Origin of the sequence: Vogesella amnigena (genome assembly GCF_042648905.1) — a bacterium.
GTDB classification, from domain to species: Bacteria; Pseudomonadota; Gammaproteobacteria; order Burkholderiales; family Chromobacteriaceae; genus Vogesella; species Vogesella amnigena.
In genome coordinates this window covers 235,944-260,173 of sequence record NZ_JBHRYH010000002.1, presented here as the reverse complement: position 1 = coordinate 260,173, position 24,230 = coordinate 235,944, and the positions used below count along the sequence as shown (strand labels likewise).

The following is a 24,230-nucleotide window of genomic DNA, read 5'->3' as shown; positions in this document are numbered from 1 at the left end:
CTCCAGGTTGGGCTTCAGTCAAAACGGAAACACAGCAGGGTAATGTCGTCGCGCTGGGCATGCTCGCCCTGATAGGCGGCCAGGGTGGCGCGGAAGGCCTCGCCCTGCTCCGCCAGCCCCAGGCGGGCGTGACGCTGGATCATGTCCACGAAGCGGCTGCTGCCAAAACCGAAGCCCAGCTCGCCACCGGCCTGGTCCAGGAAACCGTCGGTGGTCATGTAGAAGCTGCGGCCAGCCTGCAGTGGCAGCGTGGCATTGTGGTACTCGCCCACCCGCTTGTCGCCGATGGCGCGCCGCGCACCGCGCAGCTCGGCCACCTCGTCACCGTCGCTGTAGTACAGCGCGATCTTGGCACCGGCAAAGGTAACCTGCCTGCTAGCCAGATCAACAAATGCCAGCCCCACGTCCATATTGGTGGCCAGCACCTGCTCGCCGGCCTCGTCGCGGCGCATGCTGCGCAGGATGCGGTCGCAGCGCGCCAGAATCGCCGCCGGATCCTGCATGCCGATATCGCTGATGGCCTGGTCGATGGCGGCATGCGCCAGCATGGTCATCAGCGCGCCCGGCACACCGTGGCCGGCACAATCCACCACCCCGAACAGGCAGCTCTGCTCGCCGGCGCGGTAGACATAGAAATCGCCGCCCACCACGTCGCGCGGGTGCCACAGCACCGTGTGACGCGCGCCCAGCGCCTGTACCAGCTGCCGATCCGGCAGCATGGCGCGCTGGATCAGGCTGGCGTAGTCGATGGAGTCGTCGATTTTCTTGTGTGCCGCCGCCATTTCGCGGTTGGCTTCTTCCAGTTCGCGGGTACGCTCGCGCACCCGCTGCTCCAGCTCGGCGGTGTGGCTGCGCACCTTGTGCGCCATCACGCCGAAGGCGGCGCTGAGTTCACCGATCTCGTCGTCACGCTCGGCCGGCAGCGCCACTTCGTACTGGCCGGCGGCCATGGCCTGTGCCGAGCGGCGCAGCTGGCTGATCGGGCGCAGCACCAGCCGTTCCACCGTCCAGGCAAAACCCAGCAACAATGCGGCCAACAGTACCGCCAGCGCAATCAGCGCCGGGGTCAGCCACGGGCCATGCAGTACCTGGGCGGCATTCAGATCCACCGCGGTAAGCACATGCCAGCCCAGCTCCGGAATGAAGCTCAAGGCAAACAGCTGCTGCTTGCCGTCCATCTGCGCCCAGAAGGTGCGTACCTGCTCCGGTTGTTTCTCCGCCGCCAGCATCGCCTGCTGCAGGGCCGCGGCCCCGGCGGCATCCAGCAACCGCTGCAGGCCATTACCGGCCTTTTGCTGCTGCCCAACCGAGTTGAGGGTGATCATGCGCGAATCCGGGTGCGCCTGAATGGCTCCGGCCCGATCCAGAATCATCGGCGTGACGCCGGCTTCGCGCTGGCGGATGAAATCATCGAGAAAGGAAGTGAGATCCAGGCCGGTACCGGCCAGGCCGATCTTGTGGCTGCCATCGCGCACCACCACGTTGATCCACGCCTTGGTGGCCTTCAGCGCGCGGTCGTAATTGACATTGATGTTGTAATGGCTGGTATTGCGCATGGTGGCAAAGTACCAGCCGTCATCCGCCTTGCCCTGCTGCAGATAGTAGCGCGGCACTTCGGCATGCCCGCCGTTGGCATCGTTGAAGTAGTAGGCGAAGGTCTGATTGCTGATCAGGAAGTAGGAGTGGTCGCGAAAATCGCGGCGGTAGCCTTCGGCCTCGGCAAAGAACTGGGCGCGCCGGGCGGCATTGTTCTCGTCGGCCAGGTATTGCCGGGTCAGCACCGAATCGGCCAGCCGCAGCGACAGCGCCAGCTCGCGCGACAGCGGGGCAAAAATGCGCTCGCGCTGCAGCAGGGTGACATTGCGCACGAAGGCTTCGCCGAAATGGCTGCGGATACTGTCTACTACCTGCCAGCCAATCAGCGCCGCCGGCACCAGGGCGATCAAGCACGCCAGCATCAATGCCAGCAGGGATTTGCCGCGTAGCCCCAGTAATGCCATGCCTGCCCTCGACTGCGTGAATATAAGGCGTTGATTATGCAGGCCGGCAGATGGCAGGACAATGACAATATAAATCCATTGTAAAAAATGGCATGGATTTACAAAGTCTAGCTATAAAAAACGGACGCCTCTTCAATGAAAGCGCGGCGCCTGCTCGCGCAGGCTGATATCGGCGGCGCGCAGGCATTCCGACAGCTCGTGCCAGGCCTGGATGCGGCTGGGTGCCAGATCCGGTACCAGCAGCCACGGCGAGCGCCCCAGCAGCGCGCCATTACTGCGCGACAGCAGCTGCACATCGTAGGCCTGGTGTTCCGGCAGGTACTCCGCCACCGCTTCGATATCCTCCGCCTTGCCGTTCACGCCGGCCGCCACTGCCACGGCCAGGCCGAGGCGCTTGCGGTTGTAGGCATGGGCACCTGCGGCCAACGCCTCCCACCACGGCAGCGGCGAGAACAATTCGGCCTCGCCGAACAGCATCTCGCCGGCCAGTGCCTGCTGCACCAGCGGCATGGCGGCATCCAGCGCCTTGCGCGCGTTACCGCGCACCTTGTCCATGTCCAGCTTGCCGCGCTCCACGATGAAGGGCAGCCAGCACAGGATCAGCTGTGGCTCGGTGGTCTTGCTGGCGGCCTGATAGGTGGCGCGCGCCGCCTCCACATCCTGCGGCGCCAGGTCGCAGCCGGCGTCCATTACCGCCGCCAGGTGCACCAGCGACTGGCAGGAGCGTTCGGCCAGCATGTCGGAACTGAAAATGGTGGGCGACAGCCACAAAATGGTGTTTTCCGGCAGCTGCAGCGCGTCGGCCAGTGCCGGCTCCACCCGCTCCAGCAACGGGAAGTGCCACCAGAAACCGCCCTGCGTGCGCGAGAAGATCAGGGGCAGCGCCCACAGCTCGTAGGACACCACAGTACCGTCCGGCCGCATCACCTCGGGGAAGGCGATGCTGTCGCGCGCCATGCCCAGCAGCAGCTCGCGCGCTTCCGGCTGTGGCGCCAGCGCCAGTTGCGCCTCGGTGAACACCGCCTGGTCGCCGCCCAGCAGCGCCTGCTGGATCAGCGCCGGCAGCTGCATTTTCTTGATCGGGTTGGCCAGTGCCTCTGCCGCCACGCCGCTGAGCTCGCTGATGCGGCGCTGGCGTTCGGCCGGCGGCAGCGGCTCGGTAGGCACCATGCGGAAATCGCGCTCTTTCGGTGCCACTTCGCGCTCGGCATAGGCTTTCTGCAGGCGCAGATACACCTGCATCGCCTCGTCGCAGATTTTCTGCAGCTGGGCGGCGGTAGGAATATCGCCCCAGAAGTTGAAATCGAACAGCCGGAAGCCGGTATTGGTGACGTAGTGGGTAAGGTTGTCGCGCTCGTCGTACAGCACCGCGCTGACGAAACCTTCCTTGTCGCGGCCGTCGAACAGGGTCTGGTCCATGCCTACCAGCCGGCAGACAAAGGCCGGGGCTTCGGTATGGATCACGTACTCGTACGGCTCCAGGCCCTGCTCCTCCACGGCATCGCCGAAGATGAAGCGGCTGGGAACAAAAGGGTCGCCCTTGATATGGGCATTGCGCGGGTGCGATTTCATACGGCTGACGTCGATGCTGCCTTGAAAAACAACTGGCCATTTTACCCCGACGCCGCCGTATGGTGTGCGGGCACCTCGAAAAACTCCCGCTTTCGTCGCGATACCGCGTTGCTCACGAAAAATTTCTCCTTACATATCAAGCGTATGCTGCGTCGAAATTTTGCGCTCGCGCCTTGTCTCGCCGCAATTTTTCTCGATTGGAAATCAGGGTTTTTCCAGGCGCCCACGCTGTTATCGCTGCGCCAGCGGCAGCCGGTAGCGGTAGAACTGGGTTTCGCGCTGCCAGCCCATGCTCTCGTACAGCGCCTGCGCCGTGAGGTTGTCATGCGCAGTGGCCAGCTCCAGCCGCGCCAGCCCGCGCGCCACTGCCAGCTCGCCGGCGGCGGCCAGCAGCTTGCGGCCAACCCCGCCACGGCGCGCGGTCGGCGCCACGAACAGATCGTTCAGCAGGCAGGCCGGCGCCGCGGCTACCGAGGTGTACAGCGGGTACAGCTGGGTGAAGCCCTGCAGCGCGCCATCCTGCTCGTACACCAGGATGATGGAATCGCCCTGCACCAGCCGCTGGCGGATGAAATCATGCGAGGTGGCGGCATCGTCATGGCGGCCGTAGAACTGGCGGTAGCCGTCGAACAAGCCAGCCAGCTGCGGCAGGTCGGCCAGCGTGGCCAGGCGCACACCGTCCTGCCGGGTGGTGACGGCCAGCGCTCGGCGGCACTCTTCCAGGCTACGGCGCTGCTTGCCCGCGGCATCGAAGTTGGCCGCATCCAGCCAGGCTTCCATGGCGGCACGGTTGGCCGGCCATTCGCTGTCCAGCAGGCTGAACCAGGCGGTGTCGCGGTTCAGGCCCCAGTTCACCCGCGCCTGGCGGAAGATGCCCTCAAAGGTGAAGCCCAGCCGTGGCGCGGCACGCATCGACGGCGCGTTCAGCGCATTGCACTTCCACTCGTAGCGGCGATAACCCCAGTCGAAGGCCTGGCGCATCAGCAAATACATCGCCTCGGTGGCGGCGGCGGTGCGCTGCAGCAGCGGCGAGAAGCGCAGCCAGCCCACCTCGATTACCCCCATCGCCGGATCGATGCGCAGATAGCTGCAGCTGCCGATGGCCTGGCCGCTGGTCTGGTCGACAATGGCGAAGAACAGCGGGTCGCGGCTGTCTTCCATCATGCCGAACCAGTTGCTCCAGTCGGCATCGCTCTGCGGACGCGGCATCAGGTAGGCCCAGTCGCGGCCGTCCACATCCAGCTCCAGCGCCGCGCGCAACCCGGCGCCGTGTTGCGCCTGGCTGAACGGCTCCAGCCGGCAAAAGCGTCCCTGCAGGGTGATGCGCTGCGGCGGGGTGGCGCCCTGCCAGTTGTCCACCGTTACCCCCAGCGCCTGGCCGTATTGATCGTATTGCATGCTCATGTTCAGCCTCCGCAGCCGCAATCGGCCGCCGTGTTGATGTCGCAACTGGCGCCGCCAGCCACCGTGGGGTAACCGTCGCGCTTCCACCAGTCCACCCCGCCCTGCAGCTCCTTCACGGTAAAGCCCAGCTCGGCCAGCTTCAGCGCGGTCTTGGTGGAGGCGTTGCAGCCAATGCCGTCGCAGAAGGTGACCAGCAGCACGTCGCGCGGCAGCTGCGCGGTGCTTTCGGCGGTAATGCCACGATGCGGCAGATTGATGGCGCCGGGCAGGGTTTCGGCGGCGTAAGCGGCCGGCGAGCGGCCATCCACCAGCAGCAGCGGCTTGCCCTGCTTCTGCTGCTCAGCCACATCCCAGCTGTCGATCTCGTACGCCAGTTTGGCGCGGTAAAAGGCGAGTTGATCCATGCCACGTTCTCCTAGTCGAGACATCACGATGACATTGATGGTAAAAACACAGGCGGCTCCATAACAGAGCCAGATCACTTGCACGAAAGGGAACCACTTTGCCAGACAGCCGCCAACCATCGCTGTGGATCATCGATGCGCTGCAGGCAGCGCTGCAGCGCGACGGCAAGGAAGGGCTGTCGCGGCAGCTGGCGCGCCTGCTGCGGCAGTGGATAGGCAGCGGCCGTCTGGCTGGCGACAGCCGGCTGCCGGCCAGCCGCGACCTGGCGCGCAGCCTGGGCCTGGGTCGCAACACGGTGCTGGATGCCTACGAGCAGCTGCAGGCGGAAGGCTACGTCGCCACCCGTGCCGGCAGCGGCAGCTACGTCACCCGGCTGTTCGCCCCCGCCGCCGCCGAAGCGCCCGCCAGCACGCGCGGCCAACCTCTGGGGCTGTCGCAGCGCGGCCATGAGCTGTTCGCCACCAGCGGCCTGCCGGTGGGGCTGTTCGGCGCCTTCGCCCCCGGCGTGCCGGAGATTCGCCAGTTTCCGCACCATGCCTGGCAGCAACTGCTGTCGCGACAGCAACGCCGCGCCACGGCGGAAGAACTTGGCTACCGCGCCGATGGCGGCCTGCCGGCGCTGCGCGAGGCGCTGGCCGACTACCTGCAGCTGTCGCGCGGCGTACGCTGCCGGCCGGAGCAGATCATCGTCACCCAGGGAGCGCAGCAGGCGCTGGAGTTGGCCGCACGGCTGCTGGCCGACCCCGGCGACGTGGCCTGGGTGGAAGAACCCGGCTACGTGGGCGCCCATGCCGCCATGCGCGGCGCCGCGCTGCAGCTGGTGCCGGCGCCGGTGGACCACGACGGCCTGAACCCGGCGCTGGTGGCCGACCCGCGCCCGCCCAAGCTGATCTACACCACGCCCTCGCACCAGTACCCAAGCGGCGTGGTGATGAGCCTGTCACGCCGGCTCGCACTACTGGAGAGCGCGCAACGCCACGGCGCCTGGATCATCGAGGACGACTACGACAGCGAATTCCGCTACGTGAGCCAGCCGCAGCCGGCGCTGCAAGGCCTGGCGCAGGACGAGCGGGTGATCTACGTTGGCACCCTGGCCAAGGTGATGTACCCCGGCCTGCGCGTAGGCTATCTGGTGGTGCCGGATGCGCTGATCGACCCGTTCCGTGGCTGCAATGCCCGGCTGTACCGCGAAGGCGCACTGCCGGTGCAGGCAGCGCTGGCCGAATTCTTCAGCAGCGGCCTGTTCGCCCGCCACGTGCGGCGCATGCGCGAGCTGTACCGCGAACGCCAGCATTGCCTGCGCAGCGCACTAGCGGCCAGCGGCGCCGAGCACCTGGCGCTATCGCCGGGCGAAGCCGGCCTGCACCTGGTGGCCACGCTGCCGCCGGGCTGCAATGAAGAGGCGCTGTCCGCCGCCGCCGCGCGGCAGCAGGTGTGGCTGCGGCCACTGAGCCGCCACTACCTGGCCGCACCGCAGCAGCGCGGTTTCGTGCTCGGCTACGCCGGCGTGGACGAAGCGGCGATCCGCCGTGGCGTGGCGGTGATGGCGCAAGTATTGAAGGAGCAAACATGAACGAACACCCCACCCTGCTGGTCAGCGCCTGCCTGCTGGGCCAGCCGGTGCGCTACGACGGCCACAGCAAGGGCCTGCCGGCCACGCTGCACGCAGCGTTGGCCGCACGCTATCGCCTGATCATCATCTGCCCGGAAGTGGCCGGCGGCCTGCCCACCCCGCGCCCGCCGGCGGAGCTTGCAGGCGGCGACGGCCATGCCGTGCTACGCCAGGCCGCCACGGTACGCACCGCAGCCGGCGGCGATGTCAGCCAGGAGTTCATCACCGGCGCGCAGCTGGCACTGCAACTGGCACAACAGCAGCAATGCCGCATCGCGCTGCTGAAAGCCAACAGCCCGTCCTGCGGCAATCTGCAGGTGTACAGTGGCCGCTTCGACGGCCAGCTGCAGGATGGTCAGGGTGTTACCGCCGCGCTGCTGAGCGCACATGGCATCACCGTGTACAACGAGACACAGCTGGAGCAGTTGCTGGATTAGCTGTCTGATTAACCCCGCGCCGCCTTGCGGCCAACTGTAGGGTGCCTTGAAAAACCCCGAGTTCTACGCAAGACAAGGCGCGAGCGAATAATCCCGACGCAGCATATAGGTGATATGTAAGGAGGGGTTTTTCGTAAGCAACGCAGTATTGCAACGAAATCGAGGGCTTTGCGAGGTGCCCGGGAGGTGTCTGATGTCCCTGCTCTACCACCTGCGGCTCTTGGCCGATTACAACCAGTGGATGAACGACAAGCTGTACAGCGCCGCCGCCGCGCTGCCGGCCAGCGAGCTCACCGCTCCACGCGGTGCGTTCTTCGGCTCGCTGCAAGGCACGCTCAACCACCTGCTGGTGGCCGATACCGTGTGGCTGAAGCGCTTTGCCGCCCACCCAGCCGGCTACACCGCGCTGGCACCATTGGCCGACATCGCCATGCCGCAGCAGCTCGACCAGCCGCTGTACGCCGACTTCGCCAGCATGCGCCAGCGCCGCAGCGAGCTGGATAGCATCATCAGCGCGCTGCTGGCAGAAATCCGCGAGCAAGAGCTGGACGTGGCGCTGGGCTACCGCAGCATGAAGGGCGTGCCGGCGCAGCGGCAGTTCGGCAGCCTGCTGCTGCATGTCTTCAACCACCAGACCCATCATCGCGGTCAGGCCACCACGCTGCTGAGCCAGGCCGGCGCCGACGTGGGCGTGACCGACCTGCTGCTGCGGATACCGGATCAGCTCGCGCTGTAGCCCGGATAAGCCGCAGGCGCATCCGGGGTGGTGCGGCCAACGTTGGCGCTGCTTTCCCGGATGCGCTGCGCTTATCCGGGCTACGGGCTACTTGGTAGGTTGCGGTCGAGCGCAGCGAGGCCCAACGTTCACCGCGTCGGGTTTTTTTATCCGCGCAGCGAGATTCCCCTCCCCCATGAAAAATGCGGCCAACCCTGCAAAGGTTGGCCGCATCCCCTGGTACGGCTGCGGATCGCCCGTTGGGCATCCGCCCTACATGGCTAACCCCACAGCCGTTCCGCGAGGCCGCTCTGCCGCGGCGGGGCGTTTTCCACGCCAGCGGCCAGTACCGCCGGGTTGCCCACCAGCACGAAGTGCTGCCGCGCGCGGGTGATGGCGGTATATATCAATGCCCGCGTCAGCACCGCGCCGGGGTTGGCCGGCAGCACCAGCCACACGGTGCCGAACTCCGAGCCCTGCGATTTGTGCACCGTCATCGCGTATACGGTGTCGTGCTCCGGCAGCCGCGCCGGCGCCACTTCGCGCCAGTCGCCGTCCGGAGTGGGAAACAGCACCCGCAGCCGCTCGCCCTGCTGCACGGTGATGCCGATATCGCCGTTGAACAGGCCGATGCTGTAGTCGTTGCGCGTCACCATTACCGGCCGGCCCGGGTACCAGTCGCTGCCCGGCTGCTTGCGGCCCAGACGCTCCAGCTGCTGTTCGATAGCGCTGTTGATGGCGGCCACGGTGTGGCGCTCCGCTGCCAGCAGCATGCATTCGCCGAACGCCGCGAACAGCGCCGCCGGTTCCGCGCCGGCATCCAGCGCCTGCCAGTAGCTGGTGCGTTGTGCCAGCAGGCCGGCGCCATCCGGCAATGCCGCCAGCTGCGCCACATCCTCCGCCGTGCCGTCGGCCAGCAGTGCCGATACCTCGGCAAGGTTGGCCGCATTCACCGCCCGCGCCAGGCGGCCAATGCCGGAGTGCTCGCCAAAGCGGTGGCTTTTCGCCAGCACCACCACGCTGTCGGCCAGCAGCGCGCTATCGTCCACTTGCCCCGGCAGGCTAAAGCCGGCTGCCTGCAGTGCGGCAGCGGTATCGCCGTGCCATGCCTGGCGGCTGCAGATGTCGCCCAGCACCGCGCCGGCATCCACCGAGGCCAGCTGGTCCTTGTCGCCCAGCAGAATCAATCTCGCGTGCGCCGGCAGTGCCGCCAGCGTCTGCGCCATCAGCGTGAGGTCCACCATCGAGGCTTCGTCCACCACCAGCACGTCCAGCGGCAAGGGGTTGGCCGCATGGTGGCGCGGGCGGGCGCTGCCCGGCACCAGGCCGATCAGCCGGTGCAGGGTCTGCGCCTTGTCCGGCAGCTGGGCGCGCACGGTGTCCGCCACCGGCAGCGCGTCGCGCGCGGCGCGTACCGATTCGGTAAGCCGCGCCGCCGCCTTGCCGGTGGGGGCGGACATCGCCATGACAAGCGGCCGGGGGGACAGCGAGGCCAGCGCGGCCAGCAGCCGCACCACGGTGGTGGTCTTGCCGGTGCCGGGGCCGCCGGAGATGGTAAGAAAGCGTCGCTGCAGCGCCAGGCGTGCGGCCAACCTTTGCCAGTCCGGCGCGGCGGGCGGGCCGAACAGCGCGCTCAGCAGCGCCTCGACCTGCGCTTCGCTGGCCGGCAGCGGCTGCGGGTCGCGGCTCAGCGCCGCCAGCGCGGCGGCCAGCTGTTCCTCGTCGCGCCACTGGCGGGCGAAGTACAGCCGCCCGGCGGCATCCAGAATCAGCGGTGTGTAGTCGCCGGGGCGGCCGGCCAGCGGTGTCTGCCGCAGCAGCGCGTAGTCGTCGCTGCCAAGGCCGGTAAGGCACACGTGGCCGGCGCCCTGCGCGTTCACCAGCCGTTGCAGCAAGGGCTGCAGCGCCGGGCCGTGGGTGGGGTCGAGGCGGGCGAACAGGCCGGCCAGCTGTGCTGGCAGCAGGTTGTCGATGGGGGTGTGGTCCATTGGCAGCTCAGTTGCCCAGCCGCGCTTCCAGCGCCTCGCACACCGTGGTCAGCACCTTGATGCGCGCGTAGTACTTGTTGTTGGCCGGCACCAGCGTCCACGGCACGGCGGTGGTGCTGGTGCGGTCCACCATATCGCACACCGCCAGCTTGTAGGCGTCCCACTTGTCGCGGTTGCGCCAGTCTTCCTCGGTGATCTTGAAGCGCTTGAAACCGGTTTCCTCACGCGCCTTGAAGCGCGTCAGCTGCTCCTCGGCGCTGATCGCCAGCCAGAACTTGAGCACCACGGCGCCGTTCTCGTGCAGCTGGTGCTCGAAGTCGTTGATCTCGTAATAGCCGCGCATCCAGTCCGGCGTGGCGGCAAAGCCCTCCACCCGCTCCACCAGCACGCGGCCATACCAGGAGCGGTCGAAGATGGTGACCTTGCCCTTGCCCGGCACGTGGCGCCAGAAGCGCCACAGCCACGGCTGCGCGCGCTCTTCGTCGGTGGGGGCGGCAATCGGCACCACGCGGTAGCGCCGCGCATCCAGCGCCTGGGTGATGCGGCGAATCGCGCCGCCCTTGCCGGCTGCGTCGTTGCCTTCGAACACCAGCACCAGCGAGTGCTCGCCGAACTTGGGGTGGCGGGTGAGCTTGTTCAGCCGCCCCTGCAGCGCTTCCAGCTGCTGCAGATAGTCGCTCTTGGACAGCTGCTGATCCAGCGGCAGCGACTCCAGCAACAGCTTGTTGTCCAGCGATGGGGTGATTGGCGCCGCATCCGAGCGCGGCTGCCAGCTGTGATCCATCTCCAGCCGCTGCTTCAGCGCCGACAGCAGCGCGCGGCCAACGGTGAGGCTGCGGTAGTTGGCATCCTCCCCGTTCACCACCAGCCACGGCGAGTTGGAGGTGTTGGTGAGACGCATGATGTGCTCGGCGGTTTTCTTGATGCGGTCGTACTGCTCCAGGTGCTTCCAGTCCGCCTCGCGCACGCGCCAGGCGGTGGCAGGGTCCTTCTCCAGCGCCTTGAAGCGCTTTTTCTGCGCATCGCGCGTCAGGTGCAACCAGAACTTGAGTACCAGCACGCCGTCGTTGGTAAGCATGCGTTCCAGACGCAGGATGTCGAACAGCTTGCGGTCCAGCGCATCGCGGCTGCCGCCATCCACGCGCTCGAACATGGCGTCGGAGTAGTAGCTGCCGAAGAACATGCCGATGCGCCCCTTCTGCGGCAGCTCACGCCAGTAGCGCCACATCCACGGCCGCTCGCGGGCATCGTCATTCGGCTTGTCGAAGGCAGCGGTGTGGATCAGCCGCGGGTCCAGCCATTCGTTGATCTGGTTCAGTGTCTCGCCGCGGCCGGCGCCGTCCATGCCGTGGATCAGGATCAGCACCGGGCAATCGGCACGCTGCCTCAGCTCGTACTGCGCATCCAGCAGCGCCTCGCGCAGCGCAGCCTCCTCGGCCTTGTAGGTGTTCTTGTCGATAACGTGACCGAGCTCGGCGGATTCGAACATGGTGATCTTCCCGGTATTGGTTGGCCGCATGATGCGGGCGGCAATGATGACGTGATTGTAGAACGGGACGCAGTGTGGCGGCAGCCGGTGGTCTCGGTGTTGACTTGCGGCAATGTGACCTGCCGTAGCCCGGATAAGCGCAGCGCATCCGGGAAAATGCTGCGACCAACATGGGAAGTAACACGCCATGTGGATCGAGTGCAGCGCAGCCTGAGCTACCTATTTTCTGTCATGAAACGTATCCAGCCCCAGCGCCCAAGCAGAAAAACGCAGAAAAGTGCATAGATCAGCCAGTTTCCGGTTTCCAGACTCATGCCAGTGACAGTGGATATGAGGCTCGCAGTAAAGCACATGATTTTGTGCTGTTCTGTACATGGATTTGTAGGCGACAAATATGAGCCGAGTGCCATCAAAGCGAAAATGAGTGCCCCACCAACTGCCAGCTTCAGCCGGTACGCTTTAGTTTGAGGGAGAGAGTCCATTTCCTTCTTCAACTGGCCTCTGAATAGTCCGAAAAGCATATTGTTTCCTCATGCCATGAGAAAAATCATAGGGTTGCCAGCACCATCTCGCCTGCCAAATGCTCGGCATCGTCATTGAGCAGTACCGTAGCCCGGATAAGGGCAGCGCATCCGGGAACAGCGGCATCACCACGCCCCCGGATGCGCTGCGCTTATCCGGGCTACCCAAGGGTTACCCGGCGCGGAACAACCCGTCCAGCGCATCCAGCAGCGCTTCCGACGGCGCATCGCACCACACGCCGTTACCCGTGCCGTCCACCCCGCGCAGGTAGAGGTAGCGCACACCGCCCAGACGCAGCTGCGGCGCGCGCTGCGCCAGGTAGCGGCGTAGCGCCACGCTGTAGATCAGGTACTGCAGGTAGTAGTGCTCGCGGGCGATGGAGGCGGCAAGCGCATCCTGCCCGTACGCCGCGTAGCCATCGCCCAGGTGGTTGGACTTGTAATCCACCAGCCACAGCGCATCGCCGGCAATGAAGGCCAGGTCGATGAAGCCTTTCAGATAGCCCTGCACCCGCTCGAAGCTGAGCGTGGCAGCGGCGGCGCGCAGCGGCTCGGCCAGGCCGTGCGCCGGGTCGGTAAGAATGCGCTTGAGGGCAGGCAGGTTCAGCCCGTCCGCCGGCAGGGTGAATTCCATCTCCACCCGCCGCCGCGCCGGCGGCACATCGGCCAGGCGCACGCCGGGGGCGATCTCGCTGTTGATGCTGCTGGCCAGCATGGCCAGCGCCGCGTCCTGCCACAGCGGGTCGAAGCCGTGGCGTTGCAGCGCCTCTGCCACCGCTTGCGGCCAACCTTGTGGCTGGGTGAAATCCACGCGCTCGAACATATCGTGCAGACAGGTACCGGCGCGGGCGCCGCGCGGGAAACTGAAGCGATCGCGCGCCAGCTCGGCATCCGGCTGCTGCAGCGGGCCGTGGTCGTGGTCCGGTGCCTCCGCTGCCGCCAGCAAAGGCGTACTGCCGTGCAGGTGGCTGGTGAGATGGGTGAAGCTGCTGATGCGCCACGGCGTGTACAGCGGGCGCTCGACACGCGCCAGCTGCGGCTGGAAGCCCGCCTCCTGCAAGGCCGGCAAGGGGTTGAGCGCCACGTCCACTTCGCGCCGGCCGGCGGCGCCGGCAAGGCCGGCGACAAAGGCCGCCAGGTCGCTGTGGATGCCGGCATCAGACAGCGCGCCCTGCTCCAGCGTGGCGAGGTCGGTCGCGCCGCTGCCGTGCAGCAGCCAGGACAGCGCCGCGGTCTGCATGTTCTGCACATGGCCCCACAGCAGGTACTGGCGGTGCTCGGCGCGGGTCAGCGCCACGTACAGCAGCCGCAGTTTCTCCGCCAGCAGCTCGCTGCGCGCCGCCTGCCGCGCCTCGTCGCTCACCAGCGCCTGCGGCGTGAGCCAGGATTCCCCCTCATGACGGTAGCGCCAGAAGGTGGTGTCGCGCCGCTCCAGCGCGCCGTCCCACAGGAAGGGGCAGAACACCAGCGGGTACTGCAGGCCTTTGGAGGTGTGGATGGTGACGATCTTCACCAGCTCGGCATCGCTTTCCAGCCGCAGCAGCGCCTCTTCGCCGGCCGGCGGGCTGGCCACCTGGCTTTCGAACCACGCCAGCAGCGGCGCAATACCGGCCACGCGTTCGCTTTCCTGCTGCAACAGCTCGGCCAGGTGGCCGAGGTTGGTGAGCCGGCGCTCGCCGTCCGGCAGCGGCAGCAGCCGCGCCGCCACTTGCTCGCGCGCCATGAAGCCACGCCAGGCGGACATGAAGCCGCGCTGCTGCCACTGTTTGTGGTCCTGCTGGTTGGCTGCCAGCCGCACTTCCCACGCCGCCTCGTCCTCGGTGAGCGCCAGCAGCTGCGCGGCGTTCAGCCCCATCAGCTCGCTGGCACACAGCACCTTGAGCCGGCCTTCCGCCGCCGGCTCGGCCCAGGCACGCAGCAGCACCAGCAGCTCGCCGGCCTCGGCACTGGCGAATACGCTTTCCTGCGTCAGCGCCACCGCCTGCACGCCACGGGCGGCCAAGGCCGCGCGCACCGCGTCGCCCTGGCGGTGGGTGGCCACCAGCACCGCCATGTCGCCGCCAGCCAGCGGCCGTGCCTTGCCCGCTTTTTCCAGCTGCGCCTTGCCGGCACGCGCCAGCGCCAGCAAGCGCGCGATCTCGTGCGCGGTCGCCTCGGCGGCATAGGCGGAGGCATCGCCCTTGTTGATGCCCTTGGGGTTGTCGCTGGCCGGGAAGGTAAGCAGGGTGAATGCGGCATCGCCGTCGTCCAGCAGCAGCCGGCTGCCGCCAGCCGGCGCCGCCGCCACCGGGTGGTAGCCGATGCCGTCCAGCAGAAAAGGCTGCGGCCGCGCAAACAGCCGGTTCACCGCGTCCACCAGCGGCTGTTGCGAGCGGCGGTTGGTGTCCAGCGTGTACTGCTGCCCGGCCGGCGCATCGTCGCGCGCGCTCAGGTAGGCAAAGATGTCGGCGCCGCGAAAGCTGTAGATCGCCTGCTTGGGGTCGCCCACCATGAACACCGGCCGCCCCTGCTGCACAAAGGCGCGGCGGAATATCTGGTACTGCAGCGGGTCGGTATCCTGGAATTCGTCAATCAGCGCGATGGCGAAATCGCCGGCAATGCGTGCGGCCAACCTTGGGCCATGCTCGGCATCGTCCAGCGCGGCGGCCAGATCGGTGAGCAGGTCGTCGAAGCCGCGGCTGCGGCTGGCGCGGCGCTGTTCCACCGCGTGCCGGTCTATCCACTGGATCAGCTGCAGCTTGAGGCCGGCGAGCTGGCGCTCCAGCGCATCGGCGTAGCGCTGCCACGCCGCCAGCCAGTCTTCCACCAGCCGGAACAGCCGATGCTGCGGCGCGGTTACGCCCTTGTTGGCACCGGCATCCAGCTGGCTCTGGGCGAGCCGGCCCAAGTCCTTGAGCTGGTTGGCCGACAGCTGCGGCAGGCTGGCATCGGCCACCAGTAGTTGCAGCAGGCGCAGGTAGCGCTCTCGCTGTTCCACTTTGTAGCTGCGGGCATTCAGCCCGCTGGCAGCCAGCAACAGCTCGCCGCCTTCGGCCAGCGCGGCGCTGTCCGCCTGCAGCGGTGCCCAGGCGTCGGCAGCGGCGGCACGCAGCGCCAGCAACTCGCTGCTGTCCAGCGTCGGCAGCTGCAGATAGGGCTTGGACAGATAGGGCCGCACCTCGGCCAGCCAGGCATCCGGCGTGTCGCCATTCTCCGCCAGCACCGCCGCCAGCTGCGGCTGGCTGACGATGTGCTGGCGCCAGAAATCATCCGCCAGCTGTTGCAGGTCGGACTGCTTGTCCACCTCCAGCGTGGCGGCGAAGGTCTGGCCGCTGTCGAACGCGGCATCGGTGAGCACGCGCTGGCAGAAGCCGTGAATGGTGTAGATGGCGGCGGCATCGAAGCCGTTGATGGCAGCACGCAGCCGCTCGCGTGTAAGCGTCGCATCGCCTGCGGCCAACCTGTCGGCCAGCGCGCGCAGGAAGCCATCGTCGCTGTGCCCGCCATCCAGCACCTGCGCCAGCTCCACCAGCCGTCGCCGCAGGCGCTCGCGCAGCTCGGCGGTGGCGGCCTTGGTGTAGGTGACCACCAGCAGCTTGTCCAGCGACGGCGGCGGCGAGCCATCCGGCGCGTCCTCCAGCAGCAGGCGGGTGTACAGCGCGGCAATGGTCCAGGTCTTGCCGGTACCGGCCGAGGCTTCGATCAGGTTCACACCCGCGAGCGGGCAGTTGAGGGCGTCTAGGGGCTGCATTTGCTGCTACCGGTTATTGATGGCGGCTTGCCGGGTAAGGAAAAGGCTTCTTTCGCCACGGAAAAGCACGGAATTTTTTTGGCCACGAAAACCACGAAAGGCACGAACAAAGCATGGAAGACATGTTTCTGCTTGAGGTGTGAGCAAGTGACGGCATGGCTTTGTGACAGGGTTTTGTTTCGTGTTTTTCGAGGGTTTCGTGGCAAAGATCCTTCCGTGGATTCTGTTGCCAAAACATTCCGTGCCCTTCCGTGTGTTTCCGTGGCCCAAAAGTCTTTGGGGTTTCGTGGCAGCATCTCAGCCCTCCTGCTGCCACGCCGCCACCATTGGCCGCAGCAAGGTATCGGCCAGCTGCACGAACAGCGGGTCGGACAGCGGTTCGAGGTGGCGGAAGGCCAGCAGGTTGGCCGCATCCAGCTTTTGCGGCGCGCTGTGCTCGCCGACGAAGTCCGGATCCCACGCCGCCTGCGCCTTTTTCAGCTCCTCGCCCGGCTTGGCGCTGGCATAGGCTAGCGAAGTGCGGGCGAAGAATGGCAGCACTTCGCGTTGGCCCTGCTGGTAGCGCACCAGCCACGCCGCCAGCAGCGCGTGAACGTCCAGCGGCTCGCCGTCAGCATCGCTGGCGCCAAAGCCATGCACGCCGTCGTCGGCGAACAGCCGGCTGTCCGCCGCCACACCGGGCACTGCGGCGGCCAGGCGGATCAGGTGTTCCAGCCACAGGCGGATGAATTCGGTGGCGTAGGCCTTGCGCGGTACCACGCGCAGCAGGCCTTCCGGGCGTAGCCCGGCCAGCTCGCCCACCAGTGTCACGCCGTCGATGTCCAGCCGTACCGGCTGTGGTGGCAACGGCGCCGCCAGCAGGCTCTGCGGCAGGCGGCTGGCAAAGCGGGCGCTGGCGGCGCGCTCCTGTGTCAGGCAGGCAGCGCCCAGCGCGGCATCCGGCAGCAGGCCCTGGCCCTGCAGCCGCGCCTCGGCCACGCGCAGCGGCTTGCCGGCCAGCATGGCCTGCACCAGGGTGTCGCGCACTTCGCTGCTGCTGTCGCGCTCGATACTGAACGGCTCGCGCCCCGGCAGCTCATCTGCCAGCCGCTCCAGCTTCAGCCCCAGCCGGTCCGCCAGCCAGGCGCGTACCGGGTTCTGCCAGAAGCGCAGGAAATCGGCGATGTGCACCACCGCCGGCGGCACAGCTGCCAGCTCGGCGGCAAACGGCTGAGGTGTGGCAGGCGGCTGCGCCAGCGCGCCGGCCCACAGCGGCTCGTAGCTGGGCAACGTGGCGTCGTAGTAGCGGCGCGAGAACGGCTGCAGCGGGTGGCGGGTGGTGATGGCGGCGCTGATGTCGCCGCCGTGCATCGCCGCCAGCGTGTCCAGCAGCTCGGCCACCAAGGGCGACGGCGGCAGCGGTTCGTCGCTGCGCACGCTGCGGCCAACCCAGCTCAGGTACAGGGTGTCGCGGGCGGAGAGGATGGCTTCCAGGAACAGGTAGCGGTCGTCGAAGCGGCGCGAGCGGTCGCCCTTTTTCGGGTGGCGCGCCACCAGGTCAAAGCTCACCGGGCGCTCGTCGCGCGGGTAGGCGCCGTCGTTCATGCCCACCAGGCACAGCACGCGGAACGGGATGGAGCGCATCGGCACCATGGCGCAGAAGGTGAGCCCGCCGGTGAGGAAGCCGCCGCTGGACGACATTTCCAGCTGCCGCAGCACCGCGTCGCGCACCACCGGCAGCGGCACGCTGCCGTCGAAACCGGCCAGCGCGGCATCGGCGGCCAGCTCGTCGGCAATCTGGTGCAGCAGCTGCATGGCCGCCTCGCCGTCTTCGTCCACCAGGAACAATTGCGCAGCGGCTGTACGCAGGCGCTCGGCCCACTCCGCCAGGCTGGCCGGCTGCGCCCACAGCCGCGCCAGCGCATCCAGCTGTTCGAACAGTGCCGCCAGGCTGGCGAGTTTGGCGGCCACCTGGCCCTGGGCGGAACTGTCCGGCAGCAGGCCGCCAAACAGCGGCATACCATCGCCCGCCAGGCTGGCCGGCAGCACGCTGCCCAACAGCAGGCGGTCCAGCCCCCAGCGCCAGGTGTGGGTGGCCTCGGCTGGCAGGCCCAGCTCGGCCTTGTGGCCAGCATCGCGCCCCCAGCGGATGCCGGCGCCGCGCACCCAGTCGGTAAGCAGGGTCACGTCTTCGTCTAGCAGGCCGAAGCGGGCCAGCAGCGGCTGGCAATCCAGCAGTGCCAGCACGTCGGCGGCGACAAAGCGCGAGTCGGCCAGCTCCAGCACCGCGCCGAAGCTGGCCAGCAGCGGTACTTCGCGCGCGATGCGGCGGTCGGCGATGCTGTAGGGAATCGACGGCGCGTCGGCGCGGTAGCCGAACACCGCGTCGATGTAGGGTGCGTAGCTGTTGATGTCCGGCGTCAGCACCGCGATGTCGGCCGGGGTGAGCGTGGGGTCGGCGGCCAGCATCGCCAGCAGCTGGTCCTTGAGCACTTCCAGCTCGCGCATCGGGCTGTGCGCGATGTGGCAGACGATGGAACGGTCGTCCGCTGGCGACTGCACCTTGGCCGCAGGCGGCGCCAGCTGCAGGATGTCGCGCTGCAGCCGTGGCAGCAGCGCATCGCCTTCCGGCGCCACGAAGGCGGATACCGGCTCGTGGATGCCGCCGGCAATCTCATCGAAAAAGTCGCGCCCCTGTTGCCCGAGTGAAGCCAGCAGCGGGTGGCCGCTGTCGGCCTGCTCGCCATGTGCGAACAACTTGAGCTGGCCACGGGCATCGACGATGTCGCCCCAGTAGGCTTCGCTGGGGTTGAGCAGGAACACGTTGACCTCGGTGAGCTCGGCCATGCGCTTGAGCAGCGCCAGGTACATCGGCGCCAGGGTGGCGATGCCGAACACCGACACCCGCTGCGGCAGGTGCTCGCTACGCAACGCGGCAAAGAAGTCGTCCAGCATCGCCACGCGGTGGCGACGACTGGTGTTATCGGGGACACTGTCGGCCAGCAGCTGCCATAGCGCTGCCTGCCAGGCTTCGTCCTCGCCCAGATCCAGCCGCTGCCCGGCCTGCCAGGCGCGGATCCATTCCGGGCGGAACACCAGGTACTGGTCGTAGATGTCGGCGATCTTGCCGGCCAGCTCGTGGCAGGCCAGCGCACCGCCCTGCAGGTAGCGCGTCAGCGGGGTGAACGGCTCACCCTGCAGCGTGGGTAGCAGCGCCATCAGCCGCCAGGTGAGCACCTCCGGCGCAAAGACGGACTTCGCCGGCAGCTCCGGCAACACGGTTTTCATCAGCCGCCAGCCAAAACCGGCCGGCAGCACGAACTCCATATTCGCCGCCAGCCCGCGCGCGCGCGCCAGCTGCAGCGTAAGCCAGCGCCCCATGCCGCGGCTTTGCACCATTACCACTTCCGGCGCGAACGGATCGGCCAGCGGGCTGTCTGTGAGGTGGCGGTAGAGAATGCCCAGGGCTTCCAGGCGGTTGGATTGATACAGGTTGAGCGGCATGGCGCGATGATGGCGTAGTCATCAGACATGGCAGTTTAGCATTCCACCGTAGCACGCCGAGCCGCTATCATCGGCCGCCGGCAACAGCCGCGATGACCACACGAGGAACCTCATGGATTACCAGACGCTGAAACACGCCCATGCCGGGCTGGCCTACCTGTCGGTGACACTGTTCGCGCTGCGTGCCGCGCTGTCCTATTTGAAACCAGCGCTGCTACAGAGCAAGCTGCTGCGCATCGCGCCGCACGTGGTGGACACCGGCCTGCTGGCCGCCGCCATCACCCTGGCGGTGTGGGCCGGCTTCTCGCCGCACAACCAGCCGTGGCTTGCCGCCAAGATCCTGGCGCTGATCGCCTACATTGTGCTGGGTACGCTGGGGCTGAAACGGCTGCAGGGCTCGCCGCGGCGCGGCCCGGTGCTGCTGCTGGCGCTGGCCATGCCGATCTACATCATTGCGGTGGCGAAGACCAAGATGGTGTGGCCGTTTTGAGGTGAGTTGGGAACAAGGTTGGCCGCAGGCTTGCAAGCCTGCGGCCAACCTTGCAACCAAATCAGGAGAGTAGGTTGGGCTCGGCGTAACAAAGCCCAACGTTTACCGTGTCTGGTTTTGTATCCGCTGCGCGGATGATGTTTTTGGCGCCGGTTTCGCCCGGCGAACGAGGAAGGGGCCGACCGCCGGCCCCTTTCCAATCCCCGGCTCCGGCTTTTTATTCCATTGGGGCTGCTCGAAACCCCGTGCAAAACGGCACGCCCCAGGCGTCGCCGAACTCGTCCCTCGCTAACGGCTCGGGACTCAAACAAATCGGCGCCTTAACACCTGGGGCACACCATTTTGCCCGGCTCGCGCCAACGGGCTTGGGGCAAATCGTTACCGTTCTAGCTCTCTTCTGGACAGGGAAAGGCCTCTAAGTGAACAGCATTCGCCGTGCGCTTGTTCTGTTAAACGTGCGGCCAACGTCTTGGTCACGATAGTTCGGCTATCGGCACGAACTGCCCGGCGGCGGCATCGAACACCAGTACATCGCCGCTGGCGATGTCGTACACCCAGGCATGCAGCTTGAGCGTACCGCGCGACAGTCCGGCCAGCACTGCCGGGTGGGTGCGCAGGTTCTCGATCTGCACCAGCACGTTTTCCTCGACGCAGGTTTCCAGCCGCTTTGCATCCGGCAGTGCCTGGTAGTGACTTTCCATCAGCTGGCGGGTGGCTTCGGCGTAGGTCAGCCAATGCCGCGTGGCTGGCAGCCGCGCCAGGCTGTCCGGCGCCAGCACCGCCTTCATCGCCCCGCAATGGGTGTGGCCGCAGACGATGATGTCCTTCACGCCCAGCACCATCACCGCGTATTCGATGGCCGCTGACTCGGCGCCATGCAGCGGGCCATACGGCGGCACCAGGTTGCCGGCATTGCGCAGCATGAACAGGTCGCCGGGGCCGCTTTGTGTCATCAACGATGGCACCACGCGGCTATCGGAACAGGTAATGAACATGGCTTCCGGTGCCTGGCCCTCGCTCAGACGCTGGAACAAGGCGCGCTGTTGGCCGAACACGCCGCTCTGAAACTGGTGAATGCCCTCGATGAGCTTTTCCATGCTGACTCTCCGCTTCGGAAAAAGCCGATGAGAGCATGCGCCTGGGTGCTTGGTGGATAGGATAAGTCCCATCCGGCAAGCGACATGATGCACAGCAAAAAAAGCGGCCGGTTCGCAGTGAACCGGCCCCAAGTGGACAATAGCAGGTCAAACTCACAAGTCGGCAGCGCCCCCCGGTGCTGCCATCTTGCTTTCGGTAGCGCGCCAGCGTTGGCTGGCGCAGCAATATATTGCTCACGATCTTGCGAGCTAGGGCGAGACAAGGCAAAAACGGCTGAGGAAGCGGAATTGACATACAGTCAATGCGCATCCCTGAATCAGATTTAACGCCGTATCGCCGACGCGCAGCAGATCGTAAACAGATTTTTAGACGCCCAGACGATCGCGCATACCGTACCACCAGGCACCCATGGTCAGCATGGGTACGCGGAAGACGCGGCCACCCGGGAACGGGTAATGCGGCAGGTTGGCAAAGGCATCGAAACGCTCGCTCTGGCCACGAATCGCCTCGGAGATGATGCGGCCGGCCAGGTGGGTGTAGGTCACACCGTGGCCGCTGCAACCCTGCGAGTAGTAGATGTTGTCATCCACGCGGCCAACCTGCGGCAGACGCGACAGGGTCAGCGAGAAGTTGCCGGTCCAGCCGAACTCGATCTTGACGTTTTCCAGCTGCGGGAAGGTTTTCAGCATCTTCGGGCGCACCAGGCTTTCGATCTCGCCCGGGTCGCGCGCGCCGTACACGGTGCCGCCACCGTACAGTAGGCGGTTGTCGGCGGTCAGGCGGTAGTAATCCAGCAGGAAGTTGCAGTCTTCCACGCAGTTGTCACCCGGCAGCAGGCTCTTGGCAAGTGCCGGATCCAGCCGTTCGGTGGTTACCACCTGGGTGCCGCAGGGCAGGGTTTTTTCCGCCAGCTGCGGAATCAGGTTGCCCAGATAGGCATTGCCGGCCACGACCACGGTATCGGCCACCACTTCGCCCTGCGCGGTCTTCACCTTGGCGGGCTTACCCTTCACCACATCCACCACGGCGGACTGTTCGAAAATCTGGCCGCCCAGCGATTCGAAGGCGGCGGCTTCGCCCAGCACCAGGTTCAGCGGGTGGATATGGCCACCCCAGGTATCCAGCAGCGCACCGTGATACTGGTCGCTGGACACGATGTTCTTCATGCCGGCCTTGTCGATCAGCTGCAGGCCGGTGTGGCCGTAGCGCTCCCACAGGGCTTTCTTGGCGGCCAGCTCGTCCAGCTGCTTCTGGGTGAAGGCGGCAAATACGTTGCCATCTTTCAGGTCACACTGGATATCGTATTTGGCGATGCGTTCGCGGATGATCTTGCCACCTTCGAAGGCCATGGCCCCCAGCTTGCGGGCGGCATCGGCGCCGTGGCGCGCTTCGATCACGTCGATATCGCGGCTGTAGCTGTTGACGATCTGGCCGCCGTTGCGGCCGGAGGCGCCCCAGCCCACGCGGGCGGCTTCCAGCACCACTACCTTGTAGCCGGCTTCGGCCAGGTGCAGCGCGGTGGAGATGCCGGTGTAGCCAGCGCCGATCACGCAGACATCGGCACGCAGGCTGCCACGCAGCGCCGAGCGTTCCGGTGTCGGGTTGGCCGAGTACGCATAGTAGGACCCGGTGTGTTCGATAGTCTGGCTCATGACAGCTCCTCGTATTATTTCTTAAACATTGCAGCGCAACATCACGCTATGTGTTGAAGCATTATGCGTCAAACGATAGCACACGTCTAATATGTTAAACATAACCGGCGTGAAATATTCCAGCCACGCAGCTGACAGTTGTTGCCAATTTGCCCACCATTAGCCCTGCCAGCCTTGCCAGACAAGGAAAATGGCAGCGCACGCAGCGCCCTTGCCTGCCGCCTCGCGCCACAAATGCACAAGGCCCGGCGGTGCCGGGCCTTGTATGCGTTTGCTCATCACCCTTGTTCAGGTGCTGGCGCTTACATTTCGTGCGGGTCGCCCAGCGCCGCGCGCTTGGCGGACAGGTCCACCCCAGGCAGGTCGCCGACGATATCCGGGTGATCCACCAGTTTTTCCAGCACGAAATCCACGAACACGCGAGTACGCGGCGCGATATGGTCGCGGTGCGGGAAGCAGATATAGATGGAGCGCTCCATGGAAACGAAGTCGGTAAGCACTGCCTCCAGCCGGCCGGCACGCACATCGGAAAGCACCTCATGCCCCGGCAGCTGGGCCACACCCAGGCCCAGGCGCGCCAGTTCCAGCACCGCATCCACGTCGTTCACGGTGTAGGTACCGGATACCTCCAGCGGAATGCGCTCGCCGCTGCGCTCGAACTCCCACTTGTACAGGCGGCCGGAGGTGGGGAACTGGAAGTTGATGCAATCGTGTGCCGACAGCTCTTCCGGGTTGCGCGGCTTGCCGTGCTCGTCCCAGTAGCCGGGCGATGCCACCACGTACTGCGGAATATGCGCCAGATGGCGCGCCACCATGCGGCTGTCCGGCATCATGCCCACGCGCACGCCCACGTCGTAACCATCTTCTATCAAGTCGCTGAAGTGGTCGTCCATGCCGAAGAACACGCGGATCTTCGGGTAGCGGGCGCAGAACTCTTCCATCAGCGGCAAAATGAAGCGGCGGCCAAAGGCATTGGGCAGGCTGATGCGCAGGTGGCCGGCTGGCTCGTCACGGCTGGCTTTCAGCTGCTGGATGGCGGAGTCCAGGTTGTTCACCGGGCCCCGGCACTGTGCGTAGAAACGGCGCCCGTCCTCGGTAAGGGTGAGCTGGCGCGTGGTGCGATTGAACAAGCGCACTTCCAACTCCTGCTCCAGGCGGGCAATGCTCTGGCTGACGGCAGCCGGTGAAACCCCCAGCTTGCGGGCAGCGTCGGAAAAGCTGCCGTTTTCGGCAGTGGTCATGAAGACCATCAGGGCTTTCAATGTATCCATCAGTTTCGATCTCGCAGCAGATGGCGGGCGTTATGCCATGCACACATCATTTGAAAACGTGTCATACACAAACAGCAGTGCAATTTACAACTTATCTGTCAAATATATGTGAAAAAAGGCATTGCTTAAAGATATTTAAGTATCGCCTGATAAATGCAAATGGCGTGAATCGCAGATTTTGGCAGTAACAGCCCTTCCCGGCCTTCCGGCCAGTTTGCAAAGTGATGCCGATTTGCAACAACAGTTCCCCGCTGTCAGCCCCTGTTTGTGTTGAGCCCCAAGAAAGCCAGATGCCAACCATGAGTAAAAAACATGGGTGGTAGAAATTCGGTTGGGCGTGCCCCATGGCTTCGATAACATGTC

The 24,230-nt window shown here is 66.0% G+C and carries 15 protein-coding genes; 4 read left to right on the top strand and 11 right to left on the bottom strand.

The features are described from left to right. Positions 1-14 precede the first annotated feature (14 nt). From siaA to ACFOKJ_RS01580, 4 genes are all read right to left on the bottom strand, one after another. Entirely contained in the window at positions 15-2,000 is a 1,986-nt protein-coding gene (siaA, locus tag ACFOKJ_RS01595; protein WP_390276234.1) for a biofilm regulation protein phosphatase SiaA, read from the bottom strand. Between the two features lie 132 nt (positions 2,001-2,132). Further along, entirely contained in the window at positions 2,133-3,572 is a 1,440-nt protein-coding gene (locus ACFOKJ_RS01590; RefSeq protein WP_390276233.1) for a hypothetical protein, read from the bottom strand. A 231-nt stretch (positions 3,573-3,803) separates the two neighbouring features. Beyond that, on the bottom strand, positions 3,804-4,976 hold the full coding sequence (locus tag ACFOKJ_RS01585; protein ID WP_390276232.1) for a GNAT family N-acetyltransferase: 1,173 nt from the start codon (positions 4,974-4,976) through the stop codon (positions 3,804-3,806). A 2-nt stretch (positions 4,977-4,978) separates the two neighbouring features. Further along, positions 4,979-5,380 carry a rhodanese-like domain-containing protein gene (locus ACFOKJ_RS01580; RefSeq protein ID WP_390276231.1) on the bottom strand — a complete coding sequence of 134 codons (402 nt, stop codon included), beginning with the start codon at positions 5,378-5,380 and terminating at the stop codon, positions 4,979-4,981. Between the two features lie 98 nt (positions 5,381-5,478). Here ACFOKJ_RS01580 and pdxR point away from each other — a divergent pair, with 98 nt between their 5' ends. From pdxR to ACFOKJ_RS01565, 3 genes are all read left to right on the top strand, one after another. Further along, positions 5,479-6,954, top strand: coding sequence for a MocR-like pyridoxine biosynthesis transcription factor PdxR (pdxR, locus tag ACFOKJ_RS01575; protein ID WP_390276230.1), 1,476 nt, complete (start codon positions 5,479-5,481; stop codon positions 6,952-6,954). After that, entirely contained in the window at positions 6,951-7,430 is a 480-nt protein-coding gene (locus ACFOKJ_RS01570) for a DUF523 domain-containing protein (protein ID WP_390276229.1), read from the top strand. Before pdxR ends, ACFOKJ_RS01570 begins: the two co-directional genes overlap by 4 nt. A 193-nt stretch (positions 7,431-7,623) precedes the next feature. Further along, positions 7,624-8,166, top strand: a complete 543-nt coding sequence (locus tag ACFOKJ_RS01565; RefSeq protein ID WP_390276228.1) for a DinB family protein — start codon at positions 7,624-7,626, stop codon at positions 8,164-8,166. A 260-nt stretch (positions 8,167-8,426) separates the two neighbouring features. Here the strand turns inward: ACFOKJ_RS01565 and recD are convergent, their stop codons facing one another. The 4 genes from recD to recC all read right to left on the bottom strand — a co-directional run bounded on the left by recD (position 8,427) and on the right by recC (position 19,356). Next, positions 8,427-10,133, bottom strand: a complete 1,707-nt coding sequence (recD, locus tag ACFOKJ_RS01560; RefSeq protein ID WP_390276227.1) for an exodeoxyribonuclease V subunit alpha — start codon at positions 10,131-10,133, stop codon at positions 8,427-8,429. A gap of 7 nt (positions 10,134-10,140) precedes the next feature. Continuing rightward, on the bottom strand, positions 10,141-11,622 hold the full coding sequence (pap, locus tag ACFOKJ_RS01555; protein WP_390276226.1) for a polyphosphate:AMP phosphotransferase: 1,482 nt from the start codon (positions 11,620-11,622) through the stop codon (positions 10,141-10,143). 693 nt (positions 11,623-12,315) lie between these two features. Then, a complete protein-coding gene (gene recB, locus ACFOKJ_RS01550) occupies positions 12,316-15,873 on the bottom strand; it encodes an exodeoxyribonuclease V subunit beta (protein WP_390276225.1) in 3,558 nt (1,185 codons plus the stop codon). Positions 15,874-16,170: 297 nt separating this feature from the next. Next, positions 16,171-19,356, bottom strand: coding sequence for an exodeoxyribonuclease V subunit gamma (gene recC, locus ACFOKJ_RS01545; RefSeq protein ID WP_390276224.1), 3,186 nt, complete (start codon positions 19,354-19,356; stop codon positions 16,171-16,173). 112 nt (positions 19,357-19,468) lie between these two features. On the opposite strand from recC, the gene ACFOKJ_RS01540 reads away from it, so the two are divergent. After that, a complete protein-coding gene (locus ACFOKJ_RS01540) occupies positions 19,469-19,846 on the top strand; it encodes a SirB2 family protein (RefSeq protein ID WP_390276223.1) in 378 nt (125 codons plus the stop codon). A 473-nt stretch (positions 19,847-20,319) separates the two neighbouring features. Here the strand turns inward: ACFOKJ_RS01540 and ACFOKJ_RS01535 are convergent, their stop codons facing one another. The 3 genes from ACFOKJ_RS01535 to ACFOKJ_RS01525 all read right to left on the bottom strand — a co-directional run bounded on the left by ACFOKJ_RS01535 (position 20,320) and on the right by ACFOKJ_RS01525 (position 23,867). After that, positions 20,320-20,943, bottom strand: coding sequence for a carbonic anhydrase (locus tag ACFOKJ_RS01535; protein WP_390276222.1), 624 nt, complete (start codon positions 20,941-20,943; stop codon positions 20,320-20,322). A 366-nt stretch (positions 20,944-21,309) separates the two neighbouring features. Then, positions 21,310-22,596 carry an NAD(P)/FAD-dependent oxidoreductase gene (locus ACFOKJ_RS01530; protein WP_390276221.1) on the bottom strand — a complete coding sequence of 429 codons (1,287 nt, stop codon included), beginning with the start codon at positions 22,594-22,596 and terminating at the stop codon, positions 21,310-21,312. Positions 22,597-22,898: 302 nt separating this feature from the next. After that, positions 22,899-23,867, bottom strand: coding sequence for a LysR family transcriptional regulator (locus ACFOKJ_RS01525; protein ID WP_390276220.1), 969 nt, complete (start codon positions 23,865-23,867; stop codon positions 22,899-22,901). Positions 23,868-24,230 lie beyond the last annotated feature (363 nt).

Coding starts and splice junctions, on each gene's coding strand:
- ACFOKJ_RS01540 (WP_390276223.1), top strand. CDS start 19,469: ATGGATTACCAGACGCTGAAACACGCCCATGCCGGGCTGGCCTACCTG.
- recC (WP_390276224.1), bottom strand. CDS start 19,356: ATGCCGCTCAACCTGTATCAATCCAACCGCCTGGAAGCCCTGGGCATT.
- pap (WP_390276226.1), bottom strand. CDS start 11,622: ATGTTCGAATCCGCCGAGCTCGGTCACGTTATCGACAAGAACACCTAC.
- ACFOKJ_RS01580 (WP_390276231.1), bottom strand. CDS start 5,380: ATGGATCAACTCGCCTTTTACCGCGCCAAACTGGCGTACGAGATCGAC.
- ACFOKJ_RS01585 (WP_390276232.1), bottom strand. CDS start 4,976: ATGAGCATGCAATACGATCAATACGGCCAGGCGCTGGGGGTAACGGTG.
- ACFOKJ_RS01570 (WP_390276229.1), top strand. CDS start 6,951: ATGAACGAACACCCCACCCTGCTGGTCAGCGCCTGCCTGCTGGGCCAG.
- ACFOKJ_RS01525 (WP_390276220.1), bottom strand. CDS start 23,867: ATGGATACATTGAAAGCCCTGATGGTCTTCATGACCACTGCCGAAAAC.
- recB (WP_390276225.1), bottom strand. CDS start 15,873: ATGCAGCCCCTAGACGCCCTCAACTGCCCGCTCGCGGGTGTGAACCTG.
- ACFOKJ_RS01530 (WP_390276221.1), bottom strand. CDS start 22,596: ATGAGCCAGACTATCGAACACACCGGGTCCTACTATGCGTACTCGGCC.
- recD (WP_390276227.1), bottom strand. CDS start 10,133: ATGGACCACACCCCCATCGACAACCTGCTGCCAGCACAGCTGGCCGGC.
- siaA (WP_390276234.1), bottom strand. CDS start 2,000: ATGGCATTACTGGGGCTACGCGGCAAATCCCTGCTGGCATTGATGCTG.
- ACFOKJ_RS01590 (WP_390276233.1), bottom strand. CDS start 3,572: ATGAAATCGCACCCGCGCAATGCCCATATCAAGGGCGACCCTTTTGTT.
- ACFOKJ_RS01565 (WP_390276228.1), top strand. CDS start 7,624: ATGTCCCTGCTCTACCACCTGCGGCTCTTGGCCGATTACAACCAGTGG.
- ACFOKJ_RS01535 (WP_390276222.1), bottom strand. CDS start 20,943: ATGGAAAAGCTCATCGAGGGCATTCACCAGTTTCAGAGCGGCGTGTTC.